Annotated in this window: 11 protein-coding genes; 7 read left to right on the forward strand and 4 right to left on the reverse strand. The window is 38.5% G+C overall.

Annotated features, from left to right (window positions below; translation table 11 throughout):
- Positions 1 to 53: 53 nt before the first annotated feature.
- The 4 genes from rsmF to AVFI_RS06590 all read right to left on the reverse strand — a co-directional run bounded on the left by rsmF (position 54) and on the right by AVFI_RS06590 (position 7,286).
- Positions 54 to 1,475 carry a 16S rRNA (cytosine(1407)-C(5))-methyltransferase RsmF gene (gene rsmF / locus AVFI_RS06575; protein ID WP_188863438.1) on the reverse strand — a complete coding sequence of 474 codons (1,422 nt, stop codon included), beginning with the start codon at positions 1,473 to 1,475 and terminating at the stop codon, positions 54 to 56.
- A 159-nt stretch (positions 1,476 to 1,634) separates the two neighbouring features.
- On the reverse strand, positions 1,635 to 4,271 hold the full coding sequence (locus AVFI_RS06580; protein WP_188863437.1) for an MlaD family protein: 2,637 nt from the start codon (positions 4,269 to 4,271) through the stop codon (positions 1,635 to 1,637).
- Entirely contained in the window at positions 4,249 to 5,475 is a 1,227-nt protein-coding gene (locus tag AVFI_RS06585; RefSeq protein ID WP_188863436.1) for a paraquat-inducible protein A, read from the reverse strand. The genes AVFI_RS06580 and AVFI_RS06585 overlap by 23 nt, the downstream gene beginning before the upstream one ends.
- A gap of 17 nt (positions 5,476 to 5,492) precedes the next feature.
- The gene (locus tag AVFI_RS06590) at positions 5,493 to 7,286 is read right to left on the reverse strand and encodes an ABC transporter ATP-binding protein (protein WP_188863435.1); all 1,794 of its coding nucleotides are present in this window, start codon (positions 7,284 to 7,286) and stop codon (positions 5,493 to 5,495) included.
- A gap of 96 nt (positions 7,287 to 7,382) precedes the next feature.
- On the opposite strand from AVFI_RS06590, the gene AVFI_RS06595 reads away from it, so the two are divergent.
- The 7 genes from AVFI_RS06595 to AVFI_RS06625 all read left to right on the forward strand — a co-directional run bounded on the left by AVFI_RS06595 (position 7,383) and on the right by AVFI_RS06625 (position 19,475).
- Positions 7,383 to 7,835, forward strand: coding sequence for a GAF domain-containing protein (locus AVFI_RS06595; protein WP_012533689.1), 453 nt, complete (start codon positions 7,383 to 7,385; stop codon positions 7,833 to 7,835).
- 105 nt (positions 7,836 to 7,940) lie between these two features.
- Positions 7,941 to 8,567 (forward strand): RNA chaperone ProQ, encoded by a 627-nt coding sequence (gene proQ, locus AVFI_RS06600; protein ID WP_005419190.1) that lies wholly within the window; start codon positions 7,941 to 7,943, stop codon positions 8,565 to 8,567.
- A 17-nt stretch (positions 8,568 to 8,584) separates the two neighbouring features.
- The gene (gene prc, locus AVFI_RS06605) at positions 8,585 to 10,606 is read left to right on the forward strand and encodes a carboxy terminal-processing peptidase (protein WP_188863434.1); all 2,022 of its coding nucleotides are present in this window, start codon (positions 8,585 to 8,587) and stop codon (positions 10,604 to 10,606) included.
- Between the two features lie 129 nt (positions 10,607 to 10,735).
- The gene (locus AVFI_RS06610; RefSeq protein WP_188863433.1) at positions 10,736 to 11,401 is read left to right on the forward strand and encodes a hypothetical protein; all 666 of its coding nucleotides are present in this window, start codon (positions 10,736 to 10,738) and stop codon (positions 11,399 to 11,401) included.
- A 137-nt stretch (positions 11,402 to 11,538) separates the two neighbouring features.
- Positions 11,539 to 14,142 (forward strand): aminopeptidase N, encoded by a 2,604-nt coding sequence (pepN, locus tag AVFI_RS06615; protein ID WP_017019652.1) that lies wholly within the window; start codon positions 11,539 to 11,541, stop codon positions 14,140 to 14,142.
- A 111-nt stretch (positions 14,143 to 14,253) separates the two neighbouring features.
- Positions 14,254 to 14,478 carry a DUF2835 domain-containing protein gene (locus AVFI_RS06620; protein WP_005419199.1) on the forward strand — a complete coding sequence of 75 codons (225 nt, stop codon included), beginning with the start codon at positions 14,254 to 14,256 and terminating at the stop codon, positions 14,476 to 14,478.
- Positions 14,479 to 14,636: 158 nt separating this feature from the next.
- Entirely contained in the window at positions 14,637 to 19,475 is a 4,839-nt protein-coding gene (locus AVFI_RS06625; RefSeq protein WP_065603192.1) for an NAD-glutamate dehydrogenase, read from the forward strand.
- Positions 19,476 to 19,583: the final 108 nt, after the last annotated feature.

Consider the following 19,583-nt stretch of genomic DNA (forward strand, 5'->3'; position numbering starts at 1 on the left):
AACCTAAGTGTGTACGATTTACTTAGATTGGCACGCATTTAAAAACGTATTAATTAAAATAAGTTTCCATCACGAACAAGTTCACGAGGTAATCCATTTTTGATTCGATTACCCACCCATTTCCCTAAGCCAATCACGGCACCGTTGTAGGTGACAATGGTTTCGCCTTTTCCTGAAAAATCAGGTCGAACGTCACGACCCATATACCATTCACGGGCTTGCTCTGTATTGAGTTCAGCACACGTTGGGTTGTCGGCGGTAGCCAGTGCCATGATGGCTTCGTGCTGCCAGCGATACCCTTTTTTATGGGTTTCAGCCAGTTTGAATCCAATTCGGTGATAGCGCATTTCGCCAATTAATGGTTTCATGCGTTTAGGGAAAGCCCAGACTTCTTTATCTCGGATCCAAAACTCATTGTCCTCAGGGATGGCTAATTGTAATGTTGATTTCAGTTCCGCTTCAATTGCCTGAGCTTCTTTATTTGATGCTGGTACAAAAGGAAATTTACCCAAACGTTTTTTCACGTCAGGAGGTGTCGTTGAACTGTTTTTACGGATCTTCGCAACAAAGAATCCTTCGCTATCAAAAATCTGAGGGTAGATGTGTAAGAAGCCTTCTTTGGTTAAGGCTTTTTCGGCATTCTCAAATAAGTCGCCTAACGGTTCAAACGTGACACTGTCACCAAATTGTTCCACAAGGTGATGGCAAATGTTTTGGTTTTCTTCGTGGTTTAATGTACAGGTTGAATACACCATGACACCACCCGGTTTTAGGGCATGAAACGCACTTTCAATTAAATCACGTTGAGTATCACCAATTTCGATAACGGATTCTGGGCTCCAGTTATGCATGGCATCTGGGTCTTTACGAATGGTGCCTTCACCAGAACAAGGGGCATCGAGCAAGATGGAATCAAACGTTTCTGGTAACCAACCACCAAATACGCGGCCATCAAAGTGGGTTAGGGCAACGTTGCTGACACCGCAGCGCTGAATGTTTGAGCACAGCACTTTTACACGGCTTGACGAAAATTCATTTGCAACCAATGCGCCTTGGTTTTTCATGCCAGCAGCCAGTTGTGTGGTTTTAGAGCCGGGTGCTGAAGCCATATCAAGTGCGATGTCAATGTCATCATTGTCTTTTAATAAGGCCGTTACTGGCATCATAGAGCTGGCTTCTTGAATATAAAACAAGCCCGCCATGTGCTCAGCGGTACTGCCCAGTTTTACGGTGTCGTGTTCAGGTCGAGTGATCCAAAACCCTGTATCACACCAAGGCACAGGCTCTAAGTCCCATTGTTTTTCAGCGGCACGTTGTTTAAATTCTTCAACGCTGTTTTTTAATGTATTTACACGAATACTACGACGCAAAGGTCGTTTGCAAGCAGCAACAAACTCATCCATAGATAAGTGGGAAGGCATGGTTTCTTGTACTTGTGCCAAGAACGCATCAGGAAGAAAAATATTATCGTGCACGGGTGAATCTCATTGGAAGATATAATGGCAGGAAGTGTAAACGCTATTCCCGTCCTTGTCTAAATGGATTTGAGAATAATAGAGTAAATAGTGGAGGGCGAGTAAAAAAAGGCAGTTGCTTAAAGCACAACTGCCTTATTTAGTTAACTCTTTGAACGGTTATTTATTTGGGTTTGGAATGGCAGCATTCCACAATGCCCAATCTTCTTCTGCGGTTTTATGCAGTAGGTAAGATTTATGTGCTTTTGCTTGTGGTTTTAGCGTTTCGTCATCTGGTGTAGAGAAAGCAATACCACCACGCAGGATACTATCTACCGTACCGGCTTGAACTTTTGCACCGCTTAAACCAATAGACATATTTACACCTGATACATTCCAGAAAACACTGTTTTCTCGAACAAGGTATGCAAATTCAGAGTGAATACCAATCGTGATAATAATGCGATCTGATAAATCACCAAGTCTTACATCTGTCACTTCGCCGACTTCGATTTCTCTAAATAGGATAGGTGTCCCAACTTTGACTGAGCCACGAGAAAGCGCTTCTAATGTATATGAGATGAACTGATCACCTTGTGGTTGATCCGACAACGTAAATTGAGTTTTCGTTTTTCCTGAGCCTGGCGTTACTTGAATGTAGCTGCCAAGTAGGGTGTCTAGATTCTCTGCACCAGCTAAGCTAATGCTAGGTTCTACAACCCAGAAGTGACTTCCAGCGACTGCAATCTGGTCAACATATTCAGGGTAAATACGAGCTTGCACATAAACGTTATCGCTAGAGAAGTTTGGTGTGATTTTACTTACTTCACCAACAGAAACGCCTTTGTATTTAATTTGTGTTCCTTTGTCTATCGCATTGCTGTCTTTGGCTGTAAACGCGATGATTTTACCAAATTCTTGGGCTTCAGATAGGTTAGAGTAAAGTTTCCACTTTTTACCTAGTTTATTTTCAACACCTTGAATATTATCAAAACCAATACCACCACGGATCATTGACATTAATGGTGCCGCTTGAATGTTAACACCACTTAAACTCGCTTCTACATTAACCCCTGAATAGTTCCAGAAAACCGTATCAGCTTGAATTAAATGCGCATACTGCTTTTCAATGTTTATTTTTATGTTAACGCCATCATTACCTAAGTTGAAATCCGTTACCTTACCTACAACAAGGTTACGATAAAGAATTGGGCTATTTTTGGTTATTGGCGGTAACTCTGTACTAAATAGCGTGAGTTCTGTGCTTTTTTCTGTTTTAAATTGTGCCAACTCAGCAAGAGAGCTGTTTTTAAATAAGGTATAGCTTTTTTGTTTATAGCCTTTACCTTCACTCGTAAAGCTAATCGAACCAGAAATCAAAGCTTGAGTCGGTGGCACATCAATGTTTAAACCTGAGTCAGTTAATTCAGCAGAGACACTACCTGAAACAAAGAATTTGTTGTTTGATTTGATAAGGTGTTTGTATTTCTCAAATACCATTGCATCAAATTTAACTCTGTCGTTAACTAGTGCAACATGAGTAATAGAGCCGACCTTAATACCTTTATATAGAATAGTAGTATCAGGAGTTAAGCCAAAAGAGCGATCGGCGTACAGAGAGAAAGTGAGCGCTTTTGCATCTTGCTTAATCAGTTCTAGTTTGCGAATCGCTGTAAACTCACGAGAGCGTTCACCATTGCCAGGTACAAGAGTTAGGAAGTTTCCTCGAACAAGGTTACCAATGTTCTCAACGCCAGATAAGCCTAACTTTGCTTCTTCTAATACAAAACGAGAACCATCGTTTAAATAATCCGTAAAAGCAGGTTCAACAGTGGCAGAGGCAATAATGTCTTTTTTATCATCAGATAATTTTAAACTGTTTATTTGACCAATCTCTAAACCACGATACATGATGGCAGAGCCATTTGGACTAATTTGGTTGTTATCTGGTAGTGTTATTTTAATCGGAATACCACGCCCTGCGGTTTTGATATTAGAGTAAAGTCGGAATTCTTTACCATTCTCAATGGCTTTACCATCATCAGGAGAATCAACAGCAATGGCGCCACCAATAAGAGCAGATAAGCTTTCAAACTGAACATCTACGCCATTAAAACCAATATTTGCACCAATGCCACTCGCATTCCAAAAACGGCTTTTAGATGTGATTAAATGTGCATATTGTTCTTCAATTAATGCTTTGATACGAACGTTGTCTGTTTCTTGGTCTAGTTTGAAGTTATAGACTTCACCAATAGGAATTTTTTTATAGTAAATTTTTGAACCAACAGAAATGGAACCTAAGTCCTTAGATCGTAGAGTCACACTCAAGCCTGTGGTGTTTGGTTGAATGGCCGGAGAGTTAGCTAAAGCGGTAAACTTTGTTTTTGCCGCACCAGAACCCGGTAAAATAGCAATGTAGTTACCAGAAACCAGAGCATCTAGTCCTGATATACCAGTAAGAGAAGCTTGCGGTTTTACTAACCAAAATTGAGTATTTTCTTTTAATAGATCACTGGCTTCAGGATAGATATCCGCATCAACATAAATATTAGAAAGATCTTTTGAAAGGGTGATGTTTTTAACCATACCAACTTCAAGACCTTGATAACGAATCGTAGTTCGGCCAGCCATTAAGCCTTGAGCGTCTTCAAAATAGATTTGAATACGTTGCCCAGCTTCCATCAGGGAAGAATAAACAAGCCAACCACCAAGACATAAAGCGAGTAAAGGTAGGATCCAAAGGGGTGAAATGCCACGCTCTTCTTTGATGTTGACTTGCTCAATCGAAGAATCAAGATTTTTTGGTTGGTTCATAATTATCCCAAATTAAACGAGAATCAAAACTTTCGGCTGCTAACATAGTGAATACGACCACTAAACCAAAAGCCACAGCACCGAGGCCGGGAGTAAAATCTAAAATTTGTCCGCGATCTATTAATGTCATCATAATAGAGATAACAAATAAATCCATTACAGACCACTTTCCAATCCATTTAACCGCAGTATAAATGGACATTCTTTGACGATGAAAAACTGAGCGTTTAAATTGCACACAAAGCAATAAATAGCCAAGTCCAAGAATTTTAGCAACAGGAACGACAATACTGGCAACAAAGATGATGATCGCAATGCCATACATGTCTGTTCTGATTAAGCCGGCAACACCTGAAAAAATTGTATCTTCTAAGCGTTTACCATTAGTCAGTAAAATTGAGATAGATAAGATATTTGCTGGAATAATGAAGATTGCCGCCGCAATTAAATAGGCCCAAGTTTTTTGAACCGATTTAGGTTTTCTGAAATGAATAGGGCGTTTGCAACGAATACAGTGGCTGCCTTTTTGTTGTGTAAAATGACAATGGCCACAATGAATAGAATGTTCAGGATCTACAATAGGGGCTTCCGTGTCTTTTTGATGCTTTCTTTGCCATACACGCCAATAGCGACGAACACTGACATGAGTAAGCAATAAAGAAGTAACAAACTGAAGCAGAACCAAACCATACAAACCAGAACCAACAAAGATATCTGCATGATCTTGAATTTTGAAACAGGCAATGGCTAAGCTGACTAAAAAGACGTCAAGCATCATCCAATCTTTTAAGTGTTGAACGATTGATAAACTCAGTCGGTAGGTTTTGAACCATTTTTGTCTAAGTGCTAGGTGAGCGGTAACCACTGAACTGCATACAAGGAAAGGAACAATAGAACTACAAAATAAAATAAGTAACCCAAGCATTGGGAAACCTTCAGCCATTAATGTAATTGTGCCTGAAGGTAAAGTCGCAGGGATCATGACTCCAAATAGTTTGATGGTAACCATTGGGAAGAAATGAGAAGGAATAAATAGCAACAGTGCAGCAATGGCGATAGCAAGGTCACTATTTAATGAAATTCTATTTCCACGATAAAGCTGTGTGTTGCAGCGAGGGCAATGAGCGTTTTGCTTTTTCTTTACCTTCGCTACTTCAACAACGAGATCACAGCCGTGGCAGCGACGAAATTTAGCGTCTTCCACTTCGGTGATCCATTAAATTAGCTTTGAATAGTGCCATACAGTGTTTGATACAGTCCTTGCTGTGTAACTAATTCATGGTGTGTACCTGATTGAGATACTTTACCATCATCTAAAACATAAATCGTATCGGCTTGTTTCACCGCACTTAAACGGTGAGCTACTATTAGTGTAGTACGTCCAACTAAAAAATCACTGAGTGCTTTGTGTAAAGCGGCTTCAGTCGCCGTATCTAATGCCGAGGTTGCTTCATCTAAAATTACAAATTTAGGGTCGGTTAAGACCATTCTTGCAATAGCTAACCGTTGACGTTGTCCGCCAGAAAGTTTAACACCTTGACGACCGATTTGGGTATCAAGCCCTTCTGTTAGTTGTGCTACTACATCTTGTAATTGCGCTACATTAAGAGCATCCCAAAGTAAATTATCAGAATAATCAGCGCCTAACGTAAGATTATGCCTTAAAGTATCATTAAATAGTATAGGTTGTTGTAGCACTACTGATATTTGGTTTCTAATATTATCGAATCCAATCTCTTTCGTATTGTGTCCATTAAAGGTGATAGTACCGTCTGATGGTTGGTATAACCCCAGTAATAGCTGAATCAGTGTTGATTTACCACCTCCGCTAGCACCAACTAAAGCGACTTTTTCACCGGCTCGAATGTTCAAAGATAAATCATTTAGGACTTGGCATTCATTGTTATAACTGAAATTTATATTGTTAATAGATATTTCAGCGGTATCACTTTTGTAGAATGGGTCGATATCTGAGTGAATTTTAGGCTCTTCATCAATATGCAATAGCGTATTAATTCGCTTTAAGGCAGCGGATGCACCATACCAAGAGAATTGAATATTAAGTAATTCTTGAATGGGAGAAAGCATTACCCATAAATAGCTGAAAATGGCAAACATCTGACCGATACTTAAATCACTAAATAGCACCATGATCATTGCTGCAGCACGAAACAATTCAAAACCGAGTAAAAATAATAAAAAAGATAGACGGCCAGCTGCTTCAGATTGCCAAGCAAACTGGTCGGCACTGTGCCTAATGTCATTGGCCTGATTTTTAAGTTGTTCTAGAAAAAGTCGTTCACGATTTGATGCTCGTAATTGATAAATACCATCTAAGGTTTCAATTAAACGTGATTGAAAACGTTCATACGATTGGTTTTCTTTTCTCTTTAAGTCTTTTACACGGTTTCCAAGTTTACGAGAAAAGTAGATAACGATTGGATTCACAAGAAGAATGAATAAGCCTAATTGCCAGTTAATCCATAATAGAACACCAGCCGTGCCTATAACGGTTAAAAAAGAGACGATAAAGCGACTTAATGTCGGACCAAGGAACTTATCAATGGTATCAATGTCAGTAATGATATGAGAGTTAATACCGCCACTGCCGCGTGATTCATACTCTTTCATACTAATACGACTTAACTTATCTAAGAGTTGTAGTCGAATTTGATAAGTGATCGTTTTTGAAACCAAACTGAATTGGCGACCTTGAACTATATTGAGCATTTGGCTTATTACTCGCATGAGAATAACCAAAACAAGCACAAGAAGGATATAACCCGTCGCATTTTGCCAAGCCGCTGGTAAAAGGTGATTTAAGGTCTCAACACCGGACGCGGGTTTATGTAGCAGAACTTCATCTACCATTAATGGCATAAGTAGAGGAATTGGAACGCTAATTAAGGTTGCAATAATAGCGATGACATTTGCTGCAACTAGGCGTGTTTTGTAGTTTTTTGCTTGCCTTAATAGCCAATTCCAGTTAATTGTAGAAGAGATGGTACTGCTCATAGTGATAATGATTCCTATTATTATCTTTTCAAGGGCATTGTACTCAGTATAAATAGAGTCGCAAGTGATTGGTACAAATACAGGATAAATAAAAAGATGGAATTAAAACATTACGCGCGATTAACACAGCAAGCACTGGGTTTGATTGAAGGTGAAACTGATTATATTGCAAATTTGGCAAATATCAGTGCGCTATTGAATATGGAACTGGATGATATTAACTGGGTTGGTTTTTATCTATTTAAAGAAAATGAATTAGTTTTAGGTCCATTCCAAGGTAAACCCGCTTGTATTCGAATTAGCGTAGGGAAGGGAGTGTGCGGCACTGCTTTCGCTACAGAAACAGTTCAACGTATTGACGATGTTCATCAATTTGCTGGTCACATTGCATGTGATGCAGAAAGTAACTCTGAAATTGTTATCCCATTTTATAGAAATGGAAAACTTGCAGGAGTGTTGGATATTGATAGTCCAAAATTTAATCGATTTAGCGAAATCGACGAAAAAGGACTGGTTGATTTCATGAAAGAAGCAGAAAAGAGACTTTAATTTTCTTTCAGTAGTGGTTTTTCACGCTTAAGTATCTATAATAGCGGAATATCTTTACTAGAAATAAACCTAAATACGGCTAGAACCGTACTATCAGGAAACTACATGGAAAACTCTGAAAAATTAGCGAACAGCAAAGAAGTAATTGCATACATTGCTGAGCGTTTCCCGAAATGCTTTATTTTAGAAGGCGAAGCTAAACCTCTTAAAATTGGTATCTTCCAAGATCTTGCTGAACGTTTAAGCGATGATCCTAAAGTAAGTAAAACTCAGCTACGTGCTGGTTTACGTCAATACACATCTTCTTGGCGTTACCTACACGGTGTTAAGCCGGGCGCATCTCGTGTTGATTTAGATGGTAACCCTTGTGGTGAACTAGAAGAAGAGCACATTGAACACGCTAAAGCGACTCTAGAAGAGAGCAAAGCAAAAGTTGCTACTCGTCGTAAAGAGCAAGCTAAAAAAGCAAGAGAAGAAGCAAAAGCTAAGAAAACAGCTCGTGCTGCTACTCCACCTAAGCGTCGTCCTCAACCAGCTGCGAAGAAAGTTGAACAGCCAGTTGAAACTCGTGCTCTAAACGCTGATGAAATTACTGTTGGTAACAACGTAAGCGTGAACATGGGTAAAGGTAATATGCCTGCGACAATCGTTGAAATTAACAAGGATGATGTACGAATTCGCTTATCAAACGGCCTACAAATGGTTGTTAAAGCGGAGAATCTTCGTTCATAAAGGAGCACTCCCGACGCATGAATTGTCGATTTAGAGTCTCGCTGATTGCTGCTGGCGTTATGCTAGCAGCATCTGCACACGCACTTGAAGCTAAGGTATTAGACGCCAAGTTTTCCGAAACTGACTTACCAGTATTAGCCGCAGAAACGCAGCATGCCACTGCAAGTAAGCGCGTTACTTCTCGTTTTACACGTTCTCATTATAAGCATTTCTCATTAGATGATGACTTTTCAGTTGCCATTTATGAGCGATATTTAGATATGCTTGATTATAATCGAAACGTGTTTACACAAGCAGACCTTGCTTCGTTCGCCCCATTATCAACTCAATTAGATGACCAGTTAAAAGTTGGTGATACAAAAGCAGCTTTTGATATTTATAACTTATCTTTAAAACGCCGTTTTGAACGATATGTTTATGCATTGTCATTATTAGATAAAGAATTTGACTACACAGTTGATGAATCTATTGAACTTGATCGCTCTGAAGCGGCTTGGCCAAAAGATGAAGCTGAGTTAAATGAACTTTGGCGTAAACGTGTTAAATATGATGCACTTAACTTGTCTATGGCAGGTAAAGATTGGCCTGAAATCCAAGAGATGTTAGGCAAGCGTTATAATAATGCGCTTAAGCGTTTAACTCAAAGTCACAATGAAGATGCGTTCCAACTTTATATTAATGCGTTTGCGCGTGAAGTTGATCCTCATACAAGTTATTTATCTCCACGTAATGCAGAGCAATTCCAATCAGAAATGAATTTATCATTAGAAGGAATTGGGGCAGTATTACAAGCAACGGATGACTACACGGTTATTCGTTCTCTGGTTGCTGGTGGGCCGGCATTAACAAGTAAAAAATTGTCTGAAGGCGACCGAATTATCGGTGTTGGCCAAGAAGGTGAAAAGATTGTTGATGTTATTGGATGGCGTTTAGATGACGTTGTTCAACTTATTAAAGGACCAAAAGGGACAAAAGTGAAGCTTGAGATCTTGCCTGAAGGTAAGGATTCAAAAAGTCACACTGTCACAATTGTTCGAGATAAGATCCGCTTAGAAGACAGAGCAGTAAAATCTGAAGTGATTGAGCAGAATGGCAAGAAAATTGGTGTATTAGAAGTACCAAGTTTCTATGTTGGTCTTGCTGAAGATACGAAAAAAGAAATTGCTGAGCTAAAAGAGAAAGATATCTCAGGTATTATTGTTGATTTACGCAACAATGGTGGTGGGGCATTAACGGAAGCAACTGCGTTATCTGGCTTATTTATTACTGCAGGACCTGTTGTTCAGGTGCGTGATAGTTATGGCCGAGTTAATGTAAATGCGGATACTGATGGTGAAATTTCATATACTGGCCCAATGACGGTTCTTGTTAACCGTTATAGTGCGTCAGCATCTGAGATTTTTGCTGCAGCAATGCAAGATTATGGTCGTGCGGTTATCTTGGGTGAAAACTCATTTGGTAAAGGTACGGTTCAACAACATAGATCATTAAATCATATCTATGACTTGTTTGATAAACCACTTGGTCATGTTCAATACACAATTCAGAAATTCTACCGTATCAATGGTGGTAGTACTCAGAATTTAGGTGTTGTGCCTGATATTGCTTTCCCAACAGCTATCGATCCAAAAGATACTGGTGAGAGTGTTGAAGATAACGCACTTCCATGGGATAGCATTAAAGCTGCTGATTATGCTAAAACAAATCAAATCGCAGAAACGATTGAACCATTAGCGAAAAAACATGTTGAACGAATTAAAACCGATAAAGAGTTTGGTTTTATTCAAGAAGACATTGCTCGTTATAAAGCTGAAAAAGACATTACTTCTATTTCATTGAATAAAAAAGTTCGTGAGAAAGAGAGTGATGATGCAGATGCTCGTCGTCTAACTCGTGTAAATGAGAGACAAAAATTACTTGGAAAAGAAGAGTTTAAAACACTTGATGATATTCCAAAAGATTACGAAGTGCCTGATGCTTATTTAGATGAAGCGGTTTCAATTACGATTGATTTAGCATTAATGAATCAGAAAAAGTAATCTCAATCTGAATTATTTTAAAACAGAAGTCATGATGGCTTCTGTTTTTTTATGTCTAAAAAACGGCAAATCATTGAACTTACAACTAGGCTTAACATAGTAAGCATTCAATTTACTTGGAGTCTTGATATGAAGTCGATGATTTTATCTGTATTACTTTTCTTTATTAGTCCCTTTGTATCTAACGCAACGGTAGAGTTAGAAAATAAATCGCTAACGTATTTTGAAAATCCATTTTTATTAGGTGATTGGTATTTCTTTAAACCACCACATATCGAAAATGATTTTGATGTTCTTCATATTCGACTCAATTCTGAGCATCAATTCACGATTGAAATGATAAAAGTAGAAAAGAATACGGCGGATTCGTGGTCGGGAGAGTTTCAGTTATCACCAGAGCGAATTCTGTTTAAAGGCGATGAAGATGAATCTCATGTTTATCACTACCAAGTTAGTCATAACCGACTATATTTGAATGGTGTTGAATTCTTTAAAGTTGTTCCTGAAACATACACTGGAGCCTGGCGTTCACAGCTCGTTTCTGGTGAAGATATCATGGTGAGTGATGTTCAAAATTTGAATCTGTTTTTAGGGTCAGATTTTATTTTTTCATTAGAAGTGGTTTCGAGTACAGGTAAACGAAATCAAAAAATTGGTTACTATTATTTTGAAGATGATGACTTGGTTCTTCTATATGATGAAGGGGAGCAGGAATCGACATTTGAAATTAATGAAAATGCACTTGAGTTAAAAAATGAGCAATTTGGAATGTATGCGCTATTAGTTCGGGATTAATGTTACTCCAAGTATAGAAATATGAGACTAGAATATTTTTTAATAACAAATTTGTTGGATCTTATGCGAGAATGTAGGCGTTAAATAGCTATTATCACTAGCTTTGTTTTCAGTGATAGAAATCATAAGGATATATTATGAGCCAACAACCTCAGGCTAAATTTCGCAGTGATTATCAATCTCCAGAATTCACAATTTCAGATATCGATTTAGTCTTTGATCTCGACGATACCAACACATTAGTTTCGGCCACTTCAAAAGTACAACAATTAAAACAATCTACGGACCTTCTTCTTGAAGGTGAAGGGATGAAGTTGGTGTCTTTAAAAATTGATGATGTTGAATACAGTGACTTTACTCAAATAGACACTCAACTAACCATTCATAATGTGAGTGGTGATTTTACATTAACTATCATTACTGAAATTAATCCTCAAGAAAATACCGCATTAGAAGGTTTGTATAAATCAGGTGATGGATTCTGTACTCAATGTGAAGCAGAAGGTTTCCGTCGAATTACCTATTATTTGGACCGTCCTGATGTTCTTGCACGTTTCACAACAAAAGTGATTGCAGATAAAGAGGCATACCCACATTTATTAAGCAACGGCAACCGCATTAGCCAAGGTGATCTTGAAGGTGGAAAACACTTTGTTCATTGGCAAGACCCATTCCCAAAACCGGCTTATCTTTTTGCTTTAGTAGCGGGTAATTTTGATGTATTAACAGATACTTATAAAACTAAATCAGGCCGAGATGTCGCATTAGAGATTTATGTTGATCAAGGCAACTTAGATAGAACTCCTCATGCAATGACTTCTTTGATTAACTCAATGAAGTGGGATGAAGATCGTTTTGATTTAGAATATGACCTTGATATTTACATGATCGTTGCCGTTGATTTCTTCAACATGGGGGCGATGGAAAATAAAGGCTTAAATGTATTTAACTCTAAATTTGTTTTAGCTAAACAAGAAACAGCAACAGATACTGATTATCTAGGTATTGAAGCGGTAATCGGTCACGAATATTTTCATAACTGGACTGGTAACCGAGTGACTTGTCGTGACTGGTTCCAACTAAGTTTAAAAGAAGGTTTAACTGTTTTCCGGGATCAAGAGTTCTCATCTGATCTTGGTTCTCGTTCAGTAAATCGAATTAATAATGTTCGTATTATGCGTGGCCCACAATTTGCTGAAGATGCGAGTCCAATGGCTCACCCAATTCGTCCCGAAAAAGTGATAGAGATGAATAACTTCTATACTTTAACGGTATACGAAAAGGGCAGTGAAGTGATCCGTATGATGCATACCTTATTAGGTGAAGCGAATTTCCAAAAAGGAATGAAACTTTATTTTGAACGTCATGATGGTACTGCTGCAACCTGTGAAGATTTTGTATTGGCAATGGAAAATGCATCAGGTATCGATCTGACTCAATTCCGTCGTTGGTATAGTCAGTCAGGTACACCGGTACTAACAGTGAGTTCTTCTTATGATGATGCTAAAAATGAATACGCTTTAACGGTAAAACAACATACTCCAGCAACAGAAGACCAAACGGATAAATTGCCACTTCATATTCCTTTTGATATTGAGTTATATGCACAAGATGGTTCCGTTATTCAGTTACGCTGTAACAATGAAAAAGTCAGCAATGTATTGAATGTAACTGAAGAAGAACAAACCTTTATTTTTGAGCAAGTTTCTGAAAAACCAGTTGTTTCTTTACTTCGTGAGTTTTCAGCACCTGTTAAATTAAATTACGCTTATTCAGATGAAGAGTTGATTTTCTTAATGGTTCACGCACAAAACGACTTTGCTCGTTGGGATGCTGGCCAAATGTTATTAGCTAACTATATTCGTAAGAACATCGCTAATATTCAAGACGATAAAGAACTTGTTCTTCCTCAATCTGTCGTTGATGCGTTCCGTGGGGTATTACTCAATGCTGAATTGGAACAGGCTTTTATTGCGGAAATGTTTGTATTACCAAATCATAATGAAATCACCGGTTGGTTTGATACTGTCGATGTCGATGCAATTGATAAAGCGCTTGGATTTATCAAACAAACATTAGCGACAGAATTGAAAGATGAATTTTCTGCTACGTATCATAGTTTAAAACAGGGTAGTTACTCTGTAGAACATGATGCGATTGGTAAACGAGCTTTACGAAACTGTTCATTAAGTTATCTTGCAAAAACAGAAATTGGTGAAGCGTTAGTTGAGACACAATATCAAGATGCAGACAACATGACAGATACTATGGCTGCAATGGGTGCCGCGAATGCTGCTGAGCTCTCAATTCGTCAAACATTAATGGATGATTTTAGTGCGAAATGGTCACATGACGGATTAGTCATGGATAAGTGGTTTATTCTTCAAGGATCAAACCCAAGTTCAGAAGCGTTATCAATCATCAAAGAAACAATGAACCACAAAGCGTTTAGTTTGAAAAATCCAAACCGAACACGCAGTTTAATTGGCTCATTTGCTGGTGGTAATGCGGTTAACTTCCATAGTAAAACCGGCGAAGGGTACGCATTCTTAGGGGATATTCTTATTGAAATGAATGAGAGTAACCCACAAGTTGCTTCACGCTTGGTTGATCCATTATTGAAATTTAAGAAATACGATAGTGATCGTCAATCGCTTATCAAGGCTCAACTACAGCGCCTAGCGGATCTTGATAACCTAGCTAAAGATCTTTATGAGAAAGTAACGAAAGCATTAGCTTAATTACTCGATCTTAATTCATGAAAATGGTCAGTATTTTACTGGCCATTTTTTTATTTAAGATCCAAAATAGGAAAACAAATCAGCCATATATCCAATATGTAATAGAGAACAATGAATAAATTTTATTACTTTAGAATGAATGTTACTTATCAGGCGTTTTTAAGTCATTATTCAGGTGCCGCAAGCACGGTGTTAGTCGTAACAGAACAAGGGCTAAAATTGCAATTGCCCGCGTCACGTTTTCGTTCGTTTCTGACTCAACTAGGAGTGAAAGGACGCTTCAGATTGACAACAGACCAAAATAATCGTTTTCTAAATTTAGAGCAAGTAGGATAAACCGCTACCTTAATCACAAATCTAACGATTAAGCTTCTAGCACGCAAAAAAGTCATAACGTTTCTGCCATATAATCCTTACAATGTAAGGTGCGTGGGCAGTTTCAACTGCTACACTATATAAATAATACTAATCATAAAAAACGGAGCATTCGCTTTATGACGACGCGTGATCCTATTGTTCCTGTACTACTTGAGAAAGTGTACGCTCTTATTGCTGAAAAGCTTGAAATGCCTCAACAATCCCTAATAACGCAACTTGCTCAGCGTTTATTTGCCAACATTGATAATGACGATTTACTGCAACGCAATGAATCAGATATGTATGGTGCAACACTCAGTCTTTGGAACCATTTATCTGATGTTAATATGTCAGATATTTCGGTTCGTGTTTTTAATCCAAAACTCAGTCAAGATGGGTGGCAATCAACACATACTGTAGTTGAGATTGTCACACCAGATAGTCCATTTCTAGTTGATTCCGTAAAAATGGCTTTAGCTCGTTTAGATATGACGAGCCATTTTATGCTCCATGGACCGCATTGTTTTGGCCGTAACGAAAGCGGCGAGATCATTTCAGTTTGTGAGAGTAATGCTGAGATGCAGCAAACTCTATTTCATTTTGAAGTTGATCATTTAAATGACAAGGTTGAAATGGAAAGGCTTCAAAATGAATTACTTATTGTTCTGCAAGATATTCATCGGGTTGTGAATCAATGGAAACCGATGTCAGATAAATTGACAGATGTAATTGAAGAGTTAAAAACGTCAGATTTACCAATAGTAAAAGAAGAGATAGATGAAGCCATTTCATTTCTTTCTTGGCTTAAAAATCACAACTTCACTTTAATGGGTTATAAGAACTTTGATTTACAAGCGGTAGAAGGTGATCATGAGTTAGTTCCAACCCAAGAAGAAGGGTTAGGGCTGTTCTCGTTAGCGTCACGAATTCATACGACAAAGCTTTCCGAAATGCCATCTTCTGCACGAGCTGCAGCAAAGAAATCAGATCTTCTTATTCTTACCAAATCAAACACCAAATCACGAATTCACCGTCCTGCTTATACTGATTACATCGGCATCAAACGTTTAAATAAAGAAGGAAAAGTAATAGGCGAACATCGCTTTACAGGTCTTTATACGTCAACTGCATATAACCAAAGCGTTTCAAACATTCCATTATTGAGTAACAAAGTTGAACGTATCTTGGATGCGAGCAAATACATTAAGGGTTCACACTCTTATAAAGCTTTGCATAATATTCTAGAAACGTACCCACGAGATGAATTATTCCAAGCCAATGAAGAAGAAATGCTTGAAGTTGGCGTGGGTGTGGTAAAAATGCAAGATCGTGATTTATTACGATTGTTTGTCCGTCGTGATCCATTCGGACGCTTTTTCTCATGCATGGTGTATGTTACCAAAGAGCGTTATAACACAGAGTTACGTCGACAAACTCAACGTATATTACGAAATTATTTTGGCTCAAAACAAGAAGTTGAGTTTACGACTTTCTTCTCTGAAAGTGCGTTAGCAAGAACGCATTACATCGTTCGTGTCGATAATAATAATGGCGATATTAATGTGAAAGACATTGAAAATAATCTAATGGAAGCCGCTTCAACATGGGATGATCGTCTTTGTGATGTGATTGTTGCTAATTTAGGTGAGAGTAAAGGAACGGCAATAGCTAAACAGTATCAACGTGCTTTTCCTCGCTCGTATAAAGAAGCAACATTACCAGGCTCAGCGGTTGCGGATATTGAAAGATTAGAACTGCTAAACGATGATAACAAATTAGGTATGCTTTTCTATCGTCCACAAGAAGAGAAGAAAGGGTCAGCTAACGTTAAATTAAAATTGTTCCATCGTGATGAACCCATTCACTTATCTGATGTGATGCCAATGCTTGAAAACCTAGGGTTACGAGTTATTGGAGAGTCACCTTATGCGGTGAAAAAGAGTGATGGATCGGTTGATTGGATCTTAGATTTCTCGATGATTCATAATGGATCTGCTGAGGTGGATCTTCGTCAAGCTCGTGATCGTTTTCAAGAAGCGTTTGCTCAGATTTGGAACGGTCAATTAGAGAGTGATGGTTTTAACCGATTGGTTTTAGGTGCTGGTTTATCTGGCCGCGAAGTGACTATTTTACGTGCTTATGCGCGTTATATGCGTCAAGTTGGCTTCCCATTTAGTCAGCAATATATTGAAGATACATTATCAACCCACACTGATTTAGCGGTTTCTGTGGTTAAACTGTTTGAACTTCGCTTTGATCCTAAATCGAATTGGTCTGATAAAAAAGAACAAAAACAACTAGATGCAATTTATTCAAGCTTGGATAAAGTAGAGAGTCTAGATGATGATCGTATTATTCGCCGTTATGTAGAAATGATCGTTGCGACGTTACGTACCAACTACTATCAAACTGCAGAAGATGGGCAAGCTAAGCCTTGGTTATCGTTAAAGATGCAACCATCAAATATTCCTGAAATCCCAGCACCAGTACCTGCGTATGAAATTTTCGTTTATGCGCCAGATATTGAAGGTGTGCATTTACGTGGTGGAAAGGTAGCTCGTGGTGGATTACGCTGGTCTGATAGACAAGAAGATTTCCGAACCGAAGTGCTTGGCTTAGTTAAAGCACAACAAGTTAAAAATACGGTTATTGTTCCTGTTGGTGCAAAAGGCGGTTTTGTTTGTAAGAAACAGCATAACTTTACGACTCGTGAAGATATCTTTGCTGAAGGTCAACGTTGCTATAAACAATTCATTCGAGCGTTATTGGATGTATCTGACAATATTATTGAAGGCGAGGTGGTTCCTCCATCTAATGTTGTTCGCCATGACGACGATGATCCGTATTTGGTTGTTGCAGCAGATAAAGGTACGGCAACCTTTTCTGATTTAGCAAACTCAGTATCAGAAGAGTATAACTTCTGGTTAGGGGATGCATTTGCTTCCGGTGGTTCTAATGGTTATGACCATAAAGCCATGGGTATTACGGCAAAAGGGGCTTGGGAATCGGTAAAACGTCATTTCCGTGAAATGGGAATTGATTGTCAAACAACGGATTTTACAGCCATTGGTGTTGGCGATATGGCTGGTGATGTGTTTGGTAATGGTATGCTTTTATCAAAACACATTCGATTACAAGCCGCATTTAACCATTTACATATCTTTATCGATCCAAACCCTAATTCTGAATTGACTTGGCCAGAGCGTAAGCGTTTATTTGAGCTTCAGGGATCGAGTTGGGAAGACTACAACAAATCATTGATCTCTCAAGGCGGTGGTATTTTCTCTCGCCGAGCGAAATCGATCGAACTTTCTCCTGAAATTCAGAAAATGTTAGGTACTCGCAAGCAATCTCTTGCTCCAAATGATCTTATTCAGATGATCTTAAAAATGGACGTTGATCTGTTATGGAACGGTGGGATTGGTACTTACGTTAAATCCAGTAAAGAAACCAGTGTTGATGTTGGTGACCGTGCTAACGATGCCTTACGTATCAATGGCTCAGAGCTAAATGCTAAAGTGGTTGGCGAGGGTGGTAACTTAGGCATGACTCAATTAGGGCGTATTGAATATGCACTAAAAGGTGGTCGAGTTAACACCGATTTTGTTGATAATGTTGGTGGGGTTGATTGTTCTGATAATGAAGTAAACATTAAGATCTTACTGAATGGCTTAGTGGCTAATGGTGATCTTACTTATAAACAACGCAACGTACTTCTTGAGAAAATGGAAGATGAAGTCGGTGAAATTGTTCTTGATGATGCGTATTGTCAGTCTGAATCGATCTCTGTAACAGAGCAACAAGGTACATCATTGGTGAAAGAGCAGATCCGCTTTATTCACCACTTGGAAAAACAAGGTAAGTTAGATCGTGCTTTAGAGTTTATTCCAGACGATGAAACTTTAATTGAGCGTGAGAAAATGGGGCAGGCATTAACTCGTCCAGAGCTTTCTGTTCTTGTTGCCTACGGAAAAATGGTATTAAAAGATCAGCTAGCTTGTGATGAAATCGCAAATAATCCGTATCATGCTGATTTATTAACAATGTATTTCCCAACTGAGTTACAACGTAACTATAAAGCTGCAATGGATAACCACCCATTACGTTCAGAGATTATTGCGACGTGTCTAGCCAATCAGATGGTTAACGAGATGGGGTGCAATTTTATCACTCGTCTACAAGAAGAAACAGGTTACGCTGTCACTGATATTGCTAATGCGTATGCCGCAACTCGAGCTATCTTTGAATTTGGTGATTTATTTAAGCAAATTCGAGAGCTGGATAATACAGCGACAACGGAAGCACAATATGAAGCCTTCTTTGCAATGCGCCGTACAATTCGTCGTGTTACTCGATGGTTATTGCGTAATGGCTCTCAAAACATGTCTATTCAATCGCTTATCGAAAAATACAAATCAGCGGTTGATGATATTAAAGTGAATCTCGATGGGTATTTGGTTAATGATGAGGTGGTGGAACATATTGAGCAGGCTAATCATTACTTTGAATTAGGGGTTCCTTGTGAACTTGGCAATGTGCTAGCACGCTTAAGTAGCTTATATTCAGCGATGGATATTTCAGAAGTTGCAGAAGCAGCAGGGCAACCAGTGTCTGTCGCATCACGTTTATACTATGTATTAGGTGACAAATTATCGCTTCATTGGTTCTTGAAACAAATTAACAACCAAGGAGTTGATAATCATTGGCAGGCCTTAGCTCGAGCATCATTTAGGGAAGATCTTGATTGGCAACAACGTCAATTAACGACCCTGGTTTTAGCTGAATATAAAGATGATACAAGCATCGAAAATGCAATAGAAGAATGGTGTTTGAATAATGCTGCTTCTGTTGAGCGTTGGGAAAATATCTTGAATGAATTTAAGGTCGGTTCAGTGCACGAATTTGCTAAATTTTCAGTCGCATTGAGAGAATTAACCTTATTAAATTTGAGTTGTTCTTCTGCTTTAATAAGATAAAAAAGCATAGGTTAAAATAGGGCAAGCCAAACGTTTGCTCTTCTATAAGGAAAGTGATTTTTTATTCACTTTCCTTTTTTATTACCCCGAGAATTTTCTCATTTACTT

The sequence above is a fragment of the Aliivibrio fischeri ATCC 7744 = JCM 18803 = DSM 507 genome, from assembly GCF_023983475.1.
In the GTDB taxonomy this organism is placed as follows: domain Bacteria; phylum Pseudomonadota; class Gammaproteobacteria; order Enterobacterales; family Vibrionaceae; genus Aliivibrio; species Aliivibrio fischeri.

Bases quoted from the DNA above. Each gene is read 5' to 3' on its own strand.
- AVFI_RS06580 (WP_188863437.1), bottom strand. From the start codon at position 4,271: ATGAACCAACCAAAAAATCTTGATTCTTCGATTGAGCAAGTCAACATC.
- AVFI_RS06590 (WP_188863435.1), bottom strand. From the start codon at position 7,286: ATGAGCAGTACCATCTCTTCTACAATTAACTGGAATTGGCTATTAAGG.
- AVFI_RS06595 (WP_012533689.1), top strand. From the start codon at position 7,383: ATGGAATTAAAACATTACGCGCGATTAACACAGCAAGCACTGGGTTTG.
- proQ (WP_005419190.1), top strand. From the start codon at position 7,941: ATGGAAAACTCTGAAAAATTAGCGAACAGCAAAGAAGTAATTGCATAC.
- prc (WP_188863434.1), top strand. From the start codon at position 8,585: ATGAATTGTCGATTTAGAGTCTCGCTGATTGCTGCTGGCGTTATGCTA.
- AVFI_RS06610 (WP_188863433.1), top strand. From the start codon at position 10,736: ATGAAGTCGATGATTTTATCTGTATTACTTTTCTTTATTAGTCCCTTT.
- pepN (WP_017019652.1), top strand. From the start codon at position 11,539: ATGAGCCAACAACCTCAGGCTAAATTTCGCAGTGATTATCAATCTCCA.
- AVFI_RS06620 (WP_005419199.1), top strand. From the start codon at position 14,254: ATGAATAAATTTTATTACTTTAGAATGAATGTTACTTATCAGGCGTTT.
- AVFI_RS06625 (WP_065603192.1), top strand. From the start codon at position 14,637: ATGACGACGCGTGATCCTATTGTTCCTGTACTACTTGAGAAAGTGTAC.